Raw genomic sequence first — 15,628 nt, 5'->3', positions numbered from 1 at the left:
ATGAAATATAATTTCAAAAAAATACTTCCGCTATCGCTCGCTACAGCCCTGCTGCTTACCGCCTGCGATAGCCAGCTTGACCTGAATCCAGTAAATACCATTGACGCCTCCTCGGCCGTGGCTACGTCGGGTGACGTGGAGGCCCTGCTGGTAGGTGCTTACGACTCAATGGGTGATATTGACCTTTACGGTGGTAACATTGTACGCAATGCCGAACTGCTGGGTGACAACGGAGAAATATTCTGGGATGGTACCTTCGTAGCCCCGGATGAGATATTCCGCAAAAACTTGCTGGTAAATAACGATCAGGCCGCCTCCATGTGGCTGGACGCCTACCGTACTATTAATATTGCCAACACGGTACTGGCAAACCTGAGCGTAGTAACCGAAGCCAACCGTAACCGGGTGGAAGGTGAAGCCAAGTTTATCAGAGGCATGATGTACTTTGACTTGGTACGATTCTACGCCAAAGCCTGGACCGACGGCACGCCCGCCAGTAACCCCGGGGTACCTTTGATCCTGACCCCAACCAGCGAGATTACAGAGCAGTCGAAGGTGAGCCGCGATAACGTCGCGGCGGTGTATACCCAGGTAATCGCTGATTTGACCGAGGCTGAGGCCAAACTGCCCGTTTCTAACAGCTTTTTTGCTACCAAGAATGCCGCCGCCGGTATGCTGGCGCGGGTATACCTGAACCAGGGCCGGTACGCCGATGCTGCCACTGCCGCTACCCGCGTTATCAGCTCGGGCCGGTACTCACTGGTACCTACCGAAGATGTATTTGACGTGCGGGTGAATCAGAACGGCTTTAATACCGCTGAGGACATCTTTGCGGTACAGATTACCGACCAGGACGGTATCAATGAGCTGAACACCTTCTTTGGTGGAGCCAGCTACGGCGGACGCGGTGATATTCTGATTGAAGATGCTCACCTGGACATGTACCAGCCCGGCGATCAGCGTGCTGAACTGTTTTACGAAGATGGGGGTGGCGTGTATACGGCCAAGTGGATTAACCAGTACGGCAATATCAAGGTACTGCGCCTGGCCGAAATGTACCTGACCCGCGCCGAAGCGAACTTCCGTAACAATTCAGCCATTGGCGCTACACCTGCCGAGGACCTGAACCGGGTTCGCACCCGCGCCGGACTGGCTCCTATCGCGCCTGCCAACCTTACGCTGGCGGCAATCCTGAAGGAGCGTCGGCTTGAACTGGCTTTTGAAGGTCAGCTAGTCCACGACATCAAACGCACCAGAGGCACCGTAGGATCACTTCCTTTCAACTCTCCCAAGCTCATCTTCCCGATTCCACGCCGGGAGATTGATGCCAATCCAAACCTGACTCAAAACGAAGGTTACTGATTTTAAATACCTATATTCAGCACCACGTTCTACCCAAAACACCCCGGCAAAACCGGGGTGTTTTTATTTATTGCCAAAAACATAAACCAAAATCGCAGGTTTTACTTATATTTCACAGTCCGGTTCCCAATTATCTAGCTTTCATTTCGTTTTACCAATAATAAACCTGTTAGCTCAGGCGCAACAGGAGCGTGGGATTCCAGCGTACTTTACTATATGAATCGTCGCTGATTATTTATTTTTTAATTACAAATTATCTTCTATTCAAGAAAATACTTCTACAATCTATCTCCAATGAAGAAAATTGGTCGTTTTTTAGGACTGTGGATATTCCTATTGGGAATCCTGCACAGTGCATGGGCTCAGCAACGAGTCATAACAGGAAAAGTAACTTCAGCAAGCGATAATTCGGCCCTACCCGGTGTAAACGTAGTTCTGCAGGGAAGTACCACGGGGGTAAGCACGGATGCCGAAGGCAATTACCAGATTGGCGTACCTTCCGGTACCGTTACCCTGATCTTCTCCTTCATTGGACTCACGTCCCAGGAAATCACCGTTGGTCCCAACCGGAACGTCGTGAACGTGGAAATGACCGAAAGTGCTACCGAGCTGAATCAGGTGGTAGTAACGGGCTACAACCAAACCCAGCGTAAGGACGTCATCGGCTCTATTGTTTCCATTAAGAGTGATAAATTCAGGGATATTCCGGTCACGGGCATCGACCAGGCCCTGCAGGGGCAGGCCGCCGGGGTCCAGATCTCTCAGTCATCGGGTACACCCGGGGGGGGGATATCGGTCCGCATCCGGGGCAATACCTCAATCTCAGCTTCTAACCGTCCACTGTTTATCGTGGATGGCGTACCGGTTTACGACGGTCCGGTTTCCGGACGCGACTTTGGTGGCCAGAATGACAACGCCCTGGCGGCCTTCAACCCGAACGATATTGAATCCATTGAGGTACTTAAGGATGCCTCCGCCAAGGCGATCTACGGCTCACGCGGAGCCAACGGGGTGGTTATTATTACCACCAAGCGCGGCCGAAACAACCGTACTACCATAACCGCCGATGTACAGCGTGGCGTTACTGACATTGTGCGCCGCCCGCAGGTACTTAACGCTACGCAACTTCTGGAACTCCAGCGCGAAGCCGTTACCAACGCCGGTCAGGACCCCGACCAGCTGGGCCTGATACCCGGCGTAACCGACGGCGTCAATACCGACTGGGTTGATGCCATCCTGCGGCAGGGGGTACTACAGCAGTACCAGTTGTCGGCGGCTGGTGGCAACGACCGCACCCGCTTCTATATGAGTGGGAACGTGCGCGACGAGGAAGGCGTCCAGATCAACAACCGCTTTACCCGCTACAGCGGCGTACTTAACCTTGACCATAAGGCCAGTACCCGCCTGAACGTAGGAGCCAATGTCAACATAACCATGGCCCAGAACGACCGGGTAAAAGGAGATAACTTCCTGGATGGGGTGTACTCGGGGGCTATTAAAAGCCTTCCCTACTACTCGCCCTACAACGAGCAGGGTGAACTGTATGTACCGGGTAGCGCCAACTATCCCGGTTTTCCAAACTTCAACCCGGTAGCGCAGGCGCTGCTCCCCCGCTTCCGTACGTACGCGCTCAAGTTGCTGGCCGGTGTCAATGCCGACTACGAAATTATCCGTAACCTGCGCTTCCGTACCAAGTTCAGTATGGACTATAACAACAGCGAAGAAGATCAGTACGAGCCCTCGGGTACGGCCATTGGTGGTTTTCTGCCCAGCGTAGGGGGCCGGGGCTACGGGGTATACCTTACAGGTACTTCCTATACGCTCATTAACTCCAACGTACTGACCTACTACCTGACCCTGAACGACAAGCATCATTTCAATACATTGCTGGGTAATGAAATAATCCATTCGCAGGGTCGCTCCTCGTCGGTACAGGGCCGGGTGTTTCCCAGCGATGATTTTACCTATATAGGTTCGGCGGGGATTGTGGATGCCGGTAGCTCGGGCTTCGGACAAAACGGTCTGGTGTCTTTCTTCGGGGAAGTAAAATACGACTTTGACGACAAGTACCTCCTGGGCCTGACCGCCCGCTACGATGGTTCGTCCCGATTCGGACAAAACCGCCGTTACGGCTTCTTCCCGTCCCTGTCGGCGGGCTGGCGCATTTCGCAGGAAGAGTTCCTGAAATCAGTGGACTTTATAAATGACCTAAAGCTCCGGGGAAGTTTTGGCTTTACGGGTAACGAGCGCATTGGTAGCTTTGCTTTTCTGGGTACCTGGGCTAGTGTCACCTACAACGGTGCTTCGGGCGTGGGACCAGCCAACCTCAGTAACCCCAACCTGCAGTGGGAGCGAACGCGGGAAGCCAACATTGGCTTTGACGCTTCGCTATTTAATGGCCGCCTGTCGCTCATCGCGGATGTATACAGCAACCTGACCGACAACCTGCTCTTCGCCGAGCCCATACCCCTTACCACCGGTTTTGGAAGTATTCAGGGGAATATTGGTGAAATCGCCAACAAAGGAGTTGAATTTACGGTCTCCACAGTCAATGTGGACCGCGCCGTTCGCTGGACCACCGATTTAAATATTACCAAAAACATCAACAACGTAGTATCCCTGGCCAACCAGGACACCCTGTTCCGGGGCTACTCGGCCAATGGAGTTGGAGCCACCAACGCTATCCTGCAGGGACAGCCATTGGGTACCTTCTGGGGGCTGAAATACCAGGGAGTAGACCCGGCTACCGGCGACGCCATTTATGAGGATGTCAACGGCGATGGCCGTATTACGCCCGACGACGGTCAGGTCATTGGCACGGCCCAGCCCAAGTTCTTTGGTGGCTTTACCAACCGGGTATCGTGGAAAGGATTTGACCTGAGTGTATTTTTCCAGTTTATGTACGGCAACAAGACGCTTAACTTTACCAATACTACGCTGGTCAACACCGGAGCTGATATAGAAAACAACCAGGGAGTAGCCGCGCTGCGCCGCTGGCGTCAGGAAGGAGATATGACCGATGTACCCCGCTATGTATTTGGCAACACCTACAATAACTTCCACAGCAGCCGTTTTCTGGAAGATGGCTCGTATCTGCGGCTCAAGAACCTGTCGTTGGGGTACAATTTGCCAACCCGTTGGGTAAGCCGGGCCAAGCTCAATACCGTACGCATTTTTGCCTCGGGTACTAACCTCCTTACGTTTACTCCCTACTCGGGCGCCGACCCGGAAGTAAGTACTTTGGACGGGTCAACGGCTGCTCAGGGAATTGATTTCTTTACCTTACCCCAGGTCAAGACCATGCTGCTGGGTGCAACTATTACGTTCTGATAAAGAGCTACTTGATTGTAGCAGCCATTACCATACTCAAAGCTAATAATTACCTACATGACTATCCTTCCAAATACTATTATACCTAAGTGGCTACGCCGGGTCGGCAAGGTACTTGTCCTTGGGACGATACTGCTGTTTCCGGCTACCTCCTGTCGCGAAATTCTGGAACCCGAACCGGTAGACCTGCTCGTGGATGAGTTTGTCCTGAACGAACCCGCTGATGTACAACCCGTGCGGCTCGGTCTGTACAACGCCTTCCGGGGTATGGGGTCTCCCATAATCATAGCGGGTGACTTCACCGCCGACTTTATCCAGCATAACGGTACCTTTACGGTATACAATGAATTGGGCAATAAGCAGATTACATCGGCTAATGCCGCCGCGGCAGCCCTGTGGGGAGCCATCTATAATACGGTCTATATGGCCAACTTTATCGAGGAGCGCCTGGGTTCGGTTGCCGGAGTACCCGAAGCAACCCGCAAACTGGTACTGGCCGAAGCACGGTTTTTAAGGGGGTTTGCCTATTTTATCGGAGCCTATACCTTCGGTGGCATTCCTCGCGTAACCACCACCAACGTAGCCACCAACCGCAACATACCCCGGGCCAGCCGCGAGGATATCCTTCAGGCAGTATTGGCCGACTACCAGGCGGCCCTGGTCGACCTGCCCAACACCGCCCAGGACCGCATTACGGCTAAAACCTTCGCTACCAAAAATGCCGTACGCGCGGCTCTGGCTCGTTTTTACCTCTACCAGCAGGACTGGACCAAAGCGGAGCAGTTTGCCACTGAGGTAATCAGCAGTGGTCAGCAAACCCTGCCTCCGGCCTTTGCTGATGTTATTCTTACCGAAAATGACGACGAAACTATTCTGGAAGCAGCCTATGCCAACAACGCCAGCGACGACCCCGGTACCGGTACCTTCGGGCTAAACAATGTTCTGGTGGGACGCCGCGAGGTAATCCCTTCCAACAAGGTAATTCTGGAACTGATTTCGGCCCCTGCCGGGGAGCGGCGGCAAACCATAAGTTTTAGTTCTGATCAGCAGCGTGGCAACGACAACGGCTGGACCGTCCGGAAGTACGGCGCTCCTGACGACGCCAACAACAATATCCATATATTCCGGCTGGCCGAAATGTACCTGATTCGGGCCGAGGCCCGCGCCCGCCTGGGGCGAATTACCGGCTCCAACAGCGCGCAGGCTGACATTAATATACTGCGCACCCGCGCCAAGGCACCTACCGTAACGCTTACTACCCAGGAAAATGCCCTACTGGTCATTGAAAACGAGCGGGTGTATGAGCTGGCCTTTGAAGGACACCGCTGGTACGATTTGAAACGTACGGGCCGTCTGCAGGCGGTCATGCAGGCTTTCTCACCCAACTGGAACCAGAAATATGAATTGTGGCCTATTCCACAAAGTGAGGTACAGCGTAACCCCGCCCTGTCCGGTGCCCAAAACCCCGGATACTAAACTAAAGTCTGAATTTAGATAGACAGCATAAAATGAAAAAATTACATACATTCCTCGTATTCAGCTTCCTGGCGGGCATGATAGCACTGGCCTCCTGCGAAGAGCAGCGGATTCTTTTTGAGGGTCCTGCTTACGTACGCTTCACGGATACTACCCTTAATTTCAAAGAAAGCATTGGACGGATGGTTGAAGTAAAGGTCCACGTGGTGGGAAAGCCCCTGAACCAGTCGGTTACGGTCAATTACACCATAAGTGGTAACGCCCGCGAAGGCCGTGACTATATAATTGAAGGTACCAAAGGGACGGTCACGATTCCGGCCAACAAGTCGTTCGGAACCATTAATGTACGGCTTATAAATAATGCGAATAATATTCTTAATTCGCAGGAAATTATTTTTACGCTGACGAATGTCAGCAGCAATGAACTTCAGGTAGGTTCGGGCCGGGACAATATTATCGGTAAGCAGCTCCGCCTGACCATCCAGGACGACTGCCTGTTCAGTGGCTTCTACACGGGTTCCCGCCAGGGAGGCACCCGAACCGTCCCTAATGTTGAGATTACCAGCCAGGACTGCCGCGAGTACCTGATCTCCAACTGGAACATTGATATTTTTGATTTTAATGCCATTAAACCCACCTTGAACTTTATTGATAACGGCGACAATACGCTCACAATTCCGGCTCAGGTATCGTCCGAATTATCGACGCCTTATGATACCCTCCGGGGCAGTGGCATCTGGAATCCTCAGACCCGGGCTATTCTGCTCAATGTCCGGATTAAGGTACCCCTCAGTGCTACTAAAGATACCGTTATAACCGTACCATTCACCTTTACACCCCGGTAAGTCTGTTTGCTGGCTCCCTAAAACTACTATACCTACCATGAAACTACATAGACTCCTGTACATGGCTATTCTTACCTTGCTGATGGGAATGGCAGGATGCTCGGAAACAATTGAACCCAAGCCCCTCACCTACTCGCAACTGCTTACCGGCACCGAAAAGAAAGCCTGGTCGCTTACCTCTTTCCAGGTTATTGACGAAGGGGAAGAGTCAAGCCTGGTACCCGCCCGCAACCTTTTTAACGGGACCTGCGAGGCCGACGACCAGTATGTGTTTTATGCCAACAGTGAGCGCCGGTACGAGTTCACCAACGGAGCTTCGAAATGTGCTCCCAGTGAGCCGGACGTACTCCTGACCGACCAGTGGACTTTTACCAATGCCAATGCTACGCTCGAGTTTGCTTTTCCGCTGTTGAACGCCAAGTTGCCTTTCATTGTCAAGTCGCTGACCGCTACCAATATGACACTGGAAATTTATTTTGGAGATATAGACGCAAGCTACCGCTTCGTATTTACCTCCTCAACCCAGTAAACTTCGACTGAACTATATAAAAATAACGTAGGTACCTGATACCTGTTACCTGATCCCAAGGTCCATGAATCGTTTTTACGTCTACTTAGTATCAATTTTAGCGTTTCTCGTAGCCCTGCCGGCTGCGGCCCAGCAGGAGCCCTGTGCTACCATGCACATGGACAGCCTGCTACGGGCTAAGTACCCTCAGCTAGGTACGCTGGATGAATTTGAAAGGGTACTCCAGAACAAGATTGCCGAACGCCGGGAACTGGAAAAAAAGGGCCGCACAACCCTGGAAGTACTTACTATTCCAATTATTGTACATATTGTTCATAACGGCGAAGCTGTAGGGCAGGGTCGTAACCTGAGTATGGCCCGGGTGCAGGCCCAGATAGAAACCCTCAACGAAGATTTTCGGCGTATACCGGGTAGTCCGGGCTTTAATAACGACCCCCGCGGTGCCGACGTTGAAATAGAGTTTTGTCTGTCCCAGCTTGACCAGCAGGGCCGTACAATGGCTGAGCCGGGGATTAACCGAATTAACGGAAACCGTACCAACTGGACTCAGAACGATATTGAGAATGTGCTGAAGCCTACCACCATCTGGGATCCGGATAAGTACTTTAATGTTTGGGTACTTGAATTTGCCAGTACGGAGTTGCTGGTGGGGTACGCGCAGTTTCCGAGCCAGTCGGGTTTGCCGGGTATCCCCAACAACAGCCCGCGCAATACCGACGGCGTGGTAATTCGTTACCAGTCGTTTGGAAACGTACTGAAAGGCAATTTTCCCAACATGCCCGCTCCCTATAACCAGGGACGCACACTTACGCACGAGGTAGGTCACTGGCTGGGTCTTCGGCATATCTGGGGCGACGCCAACTGCGGAAACGACTTCGCGGACGATACTCCTCCCCAGGCCAGCGAAAGCCGGGGCTGTCCGATAGGGCGTACCAGTTGCGGCACCGTCAACATGGTCCAGAACTACATGGACTACTCCGACGACGCCTGTATGAATATATTTACAAAGGACCAGAAGTCCCGGATGCGGGCGGTAATGGACCTGAGTCCCCGGCGCAGTACCCTGGCGCGCTCTAACTTGTGCGGTATGCCTACTGCCGGTCCGCCGCGAGCTAATTTTATGGCCGAAAACCGGCAGATCTTACTGGGTGCTCAGGTTCGCTTTTTTGACCTTTCTTCAAACTTCCCCACCAGCTGGGAGTGGACATTTGAAGGCGGAAATCCCGGCAATTCTACCCAACAAAACCCCACGGTACAGTACAATCAGCCGGGGCGGTTCCGGGTGAAGCTGGTAGTTAAAAACAGCCTGGGCACCGACAGCCTGGTACGGGAAAACTACATAGAGGTGCTTAACGTGGGCCTCTGCGCGGAAATGACGAATTTTTCGGGTACCCGCACGCTTATCCGGGACACTACCCGCATCGGCTACGTGTCCGGCCATAACGGCAGGTTGGTCCGGGCGGTTTCAGAGAAATTTGATAACCAGCTTGGCTACACCACCATGACCAGCGCTTCCATCCGGTTTGGCCGGGCCTTTGCCAAAGCGGGAGCCGATACCGAATCTACGGTAACCGTAACCGTCTGGAACGCACGCGGTTTCCAGGGTGGTCCGGGTGCTATTGTGGAAGAAAAAGAAGTACCGCTGCGTACCATTCTGAACGACGTTGCCAATAACCGCGCCACCGAAGTAGGCTTTGACCGGCCGGTACCGCTGTTTGGCCTGGGGTACCACGTGGGCGTGCAGTTTGACTACGACGGTGATTCGGTAGCCATAGTTACAACCCGCAACGGTGAAGCCCTGAAAGGTACCTCCTGGGAACAGGCCGCTAACGGCGAATGGGACCTTTTCCTCCGCCGCACGGGATTGAACATCGCGCACGATATTACGGCCCGGGTAGGTATGAAGTCTTCGGTACAGCTGGCGCCCTCTACGCAGTTTATTGATCCGGGCGAGGCCGTGACCTTACAGGCGCGGGGCGCGAGTATTTATAGCTGGACACCCGCCACCAACCTTAATACCACCATTGGTCCGCAGGTGATAGCCCGGCCCAGCCAGACTACTACCTACTACGTCAAAGGAACGGGAGCAGATGTGTGTATTGACAGTGCGGCCGTAACTGTGTATGTACGAAGCAGCCAACCGGTCTTGGGCAACGAGCCCACGCCCGTGGCTTTATTTGATAAATCGGTGCAGGTAAGTCCTAATCCGAGCGATGGGCTGATGACCGTAGCCATGAAAAACGGGTGGCGGGGGCAGGCTAACCTGACGCTGTACAGCCCGACCGGCGTAGCCCTACTGCAGCGTACATTCCAGAAAGACACCGACACGGTATCTTATCCGGTTGATATCCGGCAACTACCTTCGGGTACCTACATTGTAGAAATAACCATCGGGGATGTAACGGCCCGTAAGCGGGTGGTGAAGTTCTAAACGGCCTTAGTACCCGCTGGAAGTTTTCATTTATTCTTAAACATAAGTCAGGGAAGGTACTTTTAAAAGTACCTTCCCTGACTGTTATTGAAGCATCTGATAAATATCCGGAAACCTGATTTATTACCCCTGGTCGCGTAGCGCTATGCTTACCAGCTCGGCGGTATTTTTTACCCGGGCTTTACGAATAATGCTCGCCCGCTGGTTGGCCACTGTATGGGGGCTCACGTCGAAGCGTTCGGCTATTTCTTTGCTGCTCATCCCCTTGGTCAGGCACTGTAAGATTTGATTCTCGCGGGGCGTAACTTTATTCCAGATGGAAGAAATAGCGCTGGTACCCCTACTGGTTTCGCTGGTGCGGAAGTTGTTTTTGGGTACTACCAAATGCCGGATAATGACCGAAGAAGCATTGGGCGGGTAGTATAGCTCACCGGCGGCTACGGTACGCACTGCCCGCAGAATCTCTTCCTGGTCGGTATCTTTGAGCAGGTACCCGGCCGCACCGTTCTGCACGGCATTCAGGATATAGTCGGGGTTATTGTGCATACTGAATACCAGTATCCTGACCTCCGGGTACAGCCTGGACACTTCTTTGGTTACCTCAATCCCCGACATACGTGGCATGGTAATATCCAGCAGCAATACGTCCGGAAGCGTAGCCGGAATCAGGTCGATGGCTTCGTCGCCATCCGATGCTTCTCCTACAATCGTAATGTCGGGTTCATCTTCCAGTAAATTCAGGATTCCCTTCCTCACTACGGAGTGGTCATCGGCGATTAGTACTTTAATTGGCATATTTTCGGTTGTGATGGAGTGTAGTTCCTGTATTAAATTTTAACCAAAATCTTTGTTCCTTTTCCCAATCGGGAAGCAATAGTCATTTCACCTCCCAACAAATCAGCCCGGGTACGCATGTTTTCAATGCCGCTGCCAACGAGGATGCGACCTTCTTTTTCTTTACCCCCTTCCAGGCTAAACCCTTCCCCCTCATCTTCAATAGTTAACTTAATTCTTCCCCGGCTCCGGTCCATCTTTACTACGATCCGGCTGGCCTGCGCGTGCTTGACGGCATTGTGCAGGGCTTCCTGTACAATCCGGTACAGCCCGATTTCGGTAGCGGGCGGTAAGCGTTTTTCTTCACCCGAACCTTCGTACTCAATCTGAATACCCGACGACGCCGCTACCTGGTCGGCCAGTAGTTGTAATGCGGCTTCCAGCCCAAAGTCACCCAGCACCGACGGCATCAGGTTAAACGACACCTGCCGGGTGGTTTGGATGGTTTCCTGAATCAGCTCCCGCAAGTCTTCAAACCGCTTTCGCTGCTTCTCTTCCGGAAAGGAGACCTGCTTCAGCTTTTCGGCGTGCAGCTTTACCCCCGTCAGCATTTGTCCAATGCCGTCGTGTAATTCCCGGGCAAAGCGACGCCGCTCCTCCTCCTGCCCTTCCAGCAAGGCCGCCGACCGTACTTTCTTTTCCGCCACCTGCAGCTGGTACTTTTCTTCGGTAGTCCGCAGCAGTTCCTGCTGGGTCGTTACCAGTACCTGATTCGTGGCGGCCAGGCGCTCGTTGGTATGCCGTAGCTCCTCCTCCGAGCGCGTCAGCATTTTTATAACCTCCTGCGTGTACCTCACCACGGGCCTAAAAATAAATAGTCCCTCAATCAACAAAATCAGCAGGGTACCCAGCCCCAGCAGCCACTCCATGCGCTGCAGGTACTGTACCCGCGCCAGGCTTTCGGCATCATACTGAAATACCAGCTCGTCCATTTGGCGCAGAAACGCCGGTTCCTGCGCCAGTACTATCCGCAAGGCCCCGGCTTTTTCCGCGGCGGTAGCCTCCCCATCGCTAATAGTACTGAACCCCCGGTATATTGACCCAAAAGTCGGTTCCAGCCGCCTGAACATACTATCCAATCGTGGACTTTTACGAACTACGTACCTCTTTTCCATTCGCAGCTCCCCGTTGCGCAGTTGCTCGTGGTTCTGGTGCCAGGTCTGTAGCAGGGTACTAAAATTGGCCCCGTCGGCATGGGCCAGTGACTGGGTGCGCAGCAAGGCCAGCTTGGTCAGCTGCTGACTCAGCATACGTTGTCGCCCCGCTACGTTCACCACTCTGCCGTCGTCGTTGAGGTCTGCCAGCGTTCGACGGACCAGCACCAGCCCGCTTACCGTCAGCAGAGCTACCATCAGGAGCGCTATTACATAAAACCGCGTAAGACGACGGGCTACCTGACGGTCCAGTTGCTGCATTCTTTACAAACCTACGTACACCAGCCCCTCCTTCACCAGGATTGGATAGGTGTTGATCTTATAGTCTTCCCCGGTCAGGCAGGAGCCATCCTGCAGGGAAAAGGTTTTCTTATGAAACGGACAGGCCACTTTTGGTTCTCCCTGCTGGCTGCCAATCATTCCCCGCGACAGCGCCATTTGCTGCCGGTGCGGACATTCGTTGTCGGTAGCGTACCATTCGCCCCGGCGGGCAAAGTGATAAATGGCAATCTGCCTGCCTTCTATCAGCGCGCAGGCTCCTCCGTCTTCGGGTACGTCTTGCTGGTGGCACGCCAGGTGCCAGGTAATCCGGTCTTTTATATCTAGTCTTGGTTCCATGAGTAGCTTGTTAGGTATTAGCAGTTAGGTGTTAGTTCTACGAAGTACTTACCTTCCTGGGTGTTATAAATTATTCATTATCAATAGTATATAAAAACCAAAAAGGTATCGCTCCTACGGAGCTTTTCTATAATGGATGCTATTATTTCTACTGAAGTTATACCCCTCCGGGGCCAGTACCCGTCATAGATTCAATAGCCTTGATAATAAAATTTAATTCTTCGTACCGTTCTTCATTATTCATTTTTCATTTTACATTACTCCTACACCCACTCCTTGGCGCGTATCTGGCCGCGCATGGGGTCAAACCGGATGGAGGGGTCCTTTTGCTCGGGGGCATTAACAAAGTGGGTAAAGCGTTTCTTGAGCTCCGGGTTGTCCACTACCTCTTTCCATTCACACTTATACACATTGACCAGCGTCTGCATTTCTCGCTCCAGCTCCTCGCCTATACCCAGTACATCGTCCACTACGACGGCCTTCAGGTACCTGATACCCCCTTCCATCTTATTGAGCCAGGTGGCAGTGCGGGTGAGCGGGTCGGCGGTTTTGATATAAAACATCAGGAAACGGTCAATGTAGCGGATACAGGTTTCCTTGTCCACATCAGTAACCAGTAGCTGCGCGTGCTGGGGCTTGGAGCCGCCGTTACCACAGACGTACAGGTTCCAGCCTTTCTCGGTAGCGATGATGCCAAAGTCTTTACTCTGGGCTTCGGCGCACTCCCGGATACAGCCCGATACCGCCGACTTGAGTTTATGGGGCGAGCGCAGCCCTTTGTACCGGTCCTCTACCTCAATGGCGAAGCTTACGGCATCCTGCACCCCAAACCGGCACCAGGTAGAACCCACGCAGCTTTTAACGGTACGCAGGGCCTTGCCGTACGCGTGGCCGCTCTCAAAGCCCGCCGCGATGAGTTCTTCCCAGATAATGGGCAAATCACTTACGTGTGCCCCGAAGAGGTCAATCCGCTGTCCGCCGGTAATTTTAGTATAGAGACCGTACTTTTTGGCTACTTCTCCAATGACAATCAGCTTGTCGGGGGTAATCTCGCCGCCCGGTATGCGGGGTACTACCGAATAGGTACCTCCCTTTTGGATGTTGGCCAGGAAGCGATCATTGGAATCCTGAATGGTAGCCCGGTCTTTTTCCAGTACGTTTTCGTTCCACAGACTCGCCAGCAGCGACGCGACCAGAGGCTTGCAAGTTTCGCAGCCGTCGTCTTTACCCAGGCCGGAAAGTACTTCGCTGAACGTCTTAAAGCCGTTCATCTTTACCATATCCAGCAGTTCCTGGCGGGTATAGTCAAAGTGCTCGCAGATAACGTTGCGCAGGTACAGGCCCTGCTCTTTCATAAGCCCCTGAATAAGGTCCTTGACCAGGGGCGTACAGCCGCCACAGCCCGTACAGGCTTTGGTAGCTTTTTTGATGCCGTCTACACTGGTATTTTTGTTTTCGGTGATTTCGTGGCAAATCATGGCCTTCGTTACGGCCTCGCACGAGCAGATTAGTGCTTCATCGGGCAGAGCCGTGACTCCCGCGCCCCCAGCCTCTTCGCCCCCCCGCGAACCCAGAATCAGGTCTTCCGGATCGGGCGGAAGTATGGTTTTGTTCCTGCAGGTCTGCAGCAGCATGTTGTACTGCTCCGCTTCACCCACCAGTATGCCTCCCAGTAGCTCTTTGCCGTCCAGAGTTACGTTAATTCTTTTATAGATACCCTTGGCTTTATTTTCGTAGCGAATGGTACGGCAGGCGGGTTCTTCCAGAAAGGGCTCCCCAAAACTGGCTACATCGGTCCCGATTAGCTTGAGCTTGGTCGACATATCAAAGGGTTTGAACTCTTTCTCTTCGCCCGTCAGGCGGGAAGCGACCACATCGGCCATTTCGTAACCGGGCGCTACCAGTCCGTAGATCATGTGGTGAGCCAGGGCGCATTCGCCGATAGCAAAAATGGTCGGGTCGGAAGTCTGCATAAAATTATCCACCACGATTCCTCCGCGCGGATGCGTATCCAGACCGGCCACTTTGGCCAGCTCGTCGCGCGGACGGATACCAGCCGAAATCACCAGCATGTCCACGTCCAGCGTAGTACCATCGGCAAACTGCATTCCTTCAATAGTGTCTGCTCCCGTAATCTGCTGGGTACTTTTGGCGAGATGTATCTGCAGGCCCAGGGACTCCAGCTGGCGCTGTAGGATACCCGAACCAGCCTCGTCGATCTGCCGGGGCATCAGGCGCGGAGCAAACTCCACCACGTGGGCTTCATCCAACCCCAGGTCCAGCAGCGCTTTGGCGGCTTCCAGTCCCAGTAGTCCACCGCCCAGTACCGCCCCCCGGCGGGCTTTCCGGGCGTGCGATTTGATCAGGTCCAGGTCCTCTATAGTACGGTATACAAAGACCCCTTCTTTTTCAACGCCCGCTATGGCCGGCACAAAGGCACCTGAGCCGGTAGCCAGCACCAGGTAGTCATAAGGTACTACAATTCCATGGTGCGACCGCACCAGCTTTCGCTGGCGGTCAATATCCACCACCGGGTCAGAAAGATACAATTTTATACCGTTTTCGGTATACCAGCTGACAGGAGCCATTTGCAGCTCCCCGGCCGTTTTTCCGGCAAAGTACTCGCTCAGGTGGACGCGATCATAGGCGGCACGCGGCTCTTCACCAAAAACGGTCAGCTCAAATTTTTGCTCATTTTTTGCCTTAGCCAGCAACTTTTCGCAGAATTTGTAGCCTACCATCCCGTTGCCTACTACAACGATCTTTTTGTTTGTGTTTCCGTTCATAGTTAATACTAACTATTAAAGTTGAATAACCCTGTTCTTTTATTACACTATTTAAATATTATGATGATTTGCCTCCCCTAAATCATCAATCAAATTTAAATGGTATTTTTTATAATTCCTAATGTTTTATTCTTCTTTATCGTGTTTTTTAAACCTAATTTTTGGAAAAATTATTGTTTTTTAAAATTACATCCATAAATTTGAACCAACCATTAGGCATAACCACAATTTACTATTCTTAGTATAATTCTAATATTCACCCT

General features: G+C 52.7%; 10 protein-coding genes. 6 read left to right on the top strand and 4 right to left on the bottom strand.

Going from position 1 to position 15,628, the window contains the following annotated elements; translation table 11 throughout:
• The 6 genes from VGN67_RS06920 (at position 1) to VGN67_RS06895 (ending at position 9,973) form a co-directional block, all read left to right on the top strand.
• A complete protein-coding gene (locus tag VGN67_RS06920) occupies positions 1-1,362 on the top strand; it encodes a RagB/SusD family nutrient uptake outer membrane protein (protein WP_327486064.1) in 1,362 nt (453 codons plus the stop codon).
• A 294-nt stretch (positions 1,363-1,656) separates the two neighbouring features.
• Positions 1,657-4,692: a TonB-dependent receptor gene (locus VGN67_RS06915; protein WP_327486063.1), complete on the top strand. Its 3,036-nt coding sequence runs from the start codon at positions 1,657-1,659 to the stop codon at positions 4,690-4,692.
• Positions 4,693-4,749: 57 nt separating this feature from the next.
• Positions 4,750-6,168: a RagB/SusD family nutrient uptake outer membrane protein gene (locus VGN67_RS06910; RefSeq protein ID WP_327486062.1), complete on the top strand. Its 1,419-nt coding sequence runs from the start codon at positions 4,750-4,752 to the stop codon at positions 6,166-6,168.
• Positions 6,169-6,200: 32 nt separating this feature from the next.
• On the top strand, positions 6,201-7,013 hold the full coding sequence (locus tag VGN67_RS06905; RefSeq protein ID WP_327486061.1) for a Calx-beta domain-containing protein: 813 nt from the start codon (positions 6,201-6,203) through the stop codon (positions 7,011-7,013).
• Positions 7,014-7,050: 37 nt separating this feature from the next.
• Positions 7,051-7,542, top strand: coding sequence for a hypothetical protein (locus VGN67_RS06900; RefSeq protein ID WP_327486060.1), 492 nt, complete (start codon positions 7,051-7,053; stop codon positions 7,540-7,542).
• A 64-nt stretch (positions 7,543-7,606) separates the two neighbouring features.
• The gene (locus tag VGN67_RS06895) at positions 7,607-9,973 is read left to right on the top strand and encodes a M43 family zinc metalloprotease (RefSeq protein ID WP_327486059.1); all 2,367 of its coding nucleotides are present in this window, start codon (positions 7,607-7,609) and stop codon (positions 9,971-9,973) included.
• Between the two features lie 123 nt (positions 9,974-10,096).
• Here VGN67_RS06895 and VGN67_RS06890 read toward each other — a convergent pair whose 3' ends face one another.
• The 4 genes from VGN67_RS06890 to nirB all read right to left on the bottom strand — a co-directional run bounded on the left by VGN67_RS06890 (position 10,097) and on the right by nirB (position 15,365).
• Positions 10,097-10,768 carry a response regulator transcription factor gene (locus VGN67_RS06890; protein ID WP_327486058.1) on the bottom strand — a complete coding sequence of 224 codons (672 nt, stop codon included), beginning with the start codon at positions 10,766-10,768 and terminating at the stop codon, positions 10,097-10,099.
• A 32-nt stretch (positions 10,769-10,800) separates the two neighbouring features.
• Entirely contained in the window at positions 10,801-12,222 is a 1,422-nt protein-coding gene (locus VGN67_RS06885; RefSeq protein ID WP_327486057.1) for a histidine kinase, read from the bottom strand.
• Positions 12,223-12,225: 3 nt separating this feature from the next.
• Complete coding sequence (gene nirD, locus VGN67_RS06880; protein ID WP_327486056.1) at positions 12,226-12,579, bottom strand: nitrite reductase small subunit NirD; 354 nt, start codon at positions 12,577-12,579, stop codon at positions 12,226-12,228.
• Positions 12,580-12,842: 263 nt separating this feature from the next.
• Positions 12,843-15,365, bottom strand: coding sequence for a nitrite reductase large subunit NirB (nirB, locus tag VGN67_RS06875; protein ID WP_327486055.1), 2,523 nt, complete (start codon positions 15,363-15,365; stop codon positions 12,843-12,845).
• Between the last annotated feature and the right edge of the window lie 263 nt (positions 15,366-15,628).

Source organism: Telluribacter sp. (assembly GCF_035998675.1).
GTDB lineage: Bacteria > Bacteroidota > Bacteroidia > Cytophagales > Spirosomataceae > Telluribacter.
The sequence above is the reverse complement of the archived record's forward strand: the minus strand, read 5'-3'. Positions and strand labels throughout refer to the sequence as shown.

Excerpts from the sequence above, each read along its gene's own strand:
- VGN67_RS06895 (WP_327486059.1), top strand. The coding sequence starts at position 7,607 with ATGAATCGTTTTTACGTCTACTTAGTATCAATTTTAGCGTTTCTCGTA.
- VGN67_RS06910 (WP_327486062.1), top strand. The coding sequence starts at position 4,750 with ATGACTATCCTTCCAAATACTATTATACCTAAGTGGCTACGCCGGGTC.
- VGN67_RS06905 (WP_327486061.1), top strand. The coding sequence starts at position 6,201 with ATGAAAAAATTACATACATTCCTCGTATTCAGCTTCCTGGCGGGCATG.
- nirD (WP_327486056.1), bottom strand. The coding sequence starts at position 12,579 with ATGGAACCAAGACTAGATATAAAAGACCGGATTACCTGGCACCTGGCG.
- VGN67_RS06890 (WP_327486058.1), bottom strand. The coding sequence starts at position 10,768 with ATGCCAATTAAAGTACTAATCGCCGATGACCACTCCGTAGTGAGGAAG.
- VGN67_RS06885 (WP_327486057.1), bottom strand. The coding sequence starts at position 12,222 with ATGCAGCAACTGGACCGTCAGGTAGCCCGTCGTCTTACGCGGTTTTAT.
- VGN67_RS06915 (WP_327486063.1), top strand. The coding sequence starts at position 1,657 with ATGAAGAAAATTGGTCGTTTTTTAGGACTGTGGATATTCCTATTGGGA.
- VGN67_RS06920 (WP_327486064.1), top strand. The coding sequence starts at position 1 with ATGAAATATAATTTCAAAAAAATACTTCCGCTATCGCTCGCTACAGCC.
- nirB (WP_327486055.1), bottom strand. The coding sequence starts at position 15,365 with ATGAACGGAAACACAAACAAAAAGATCGTTGTAGTAGGCAACGGGATG.
- VGN67_RS06900 (WP_327486060.1), top strand. The coding sequence starts at position 7,051 with ATGAAACTACATAGACTCCTGTACATGGCTATTCTTACCTTGCTGATG.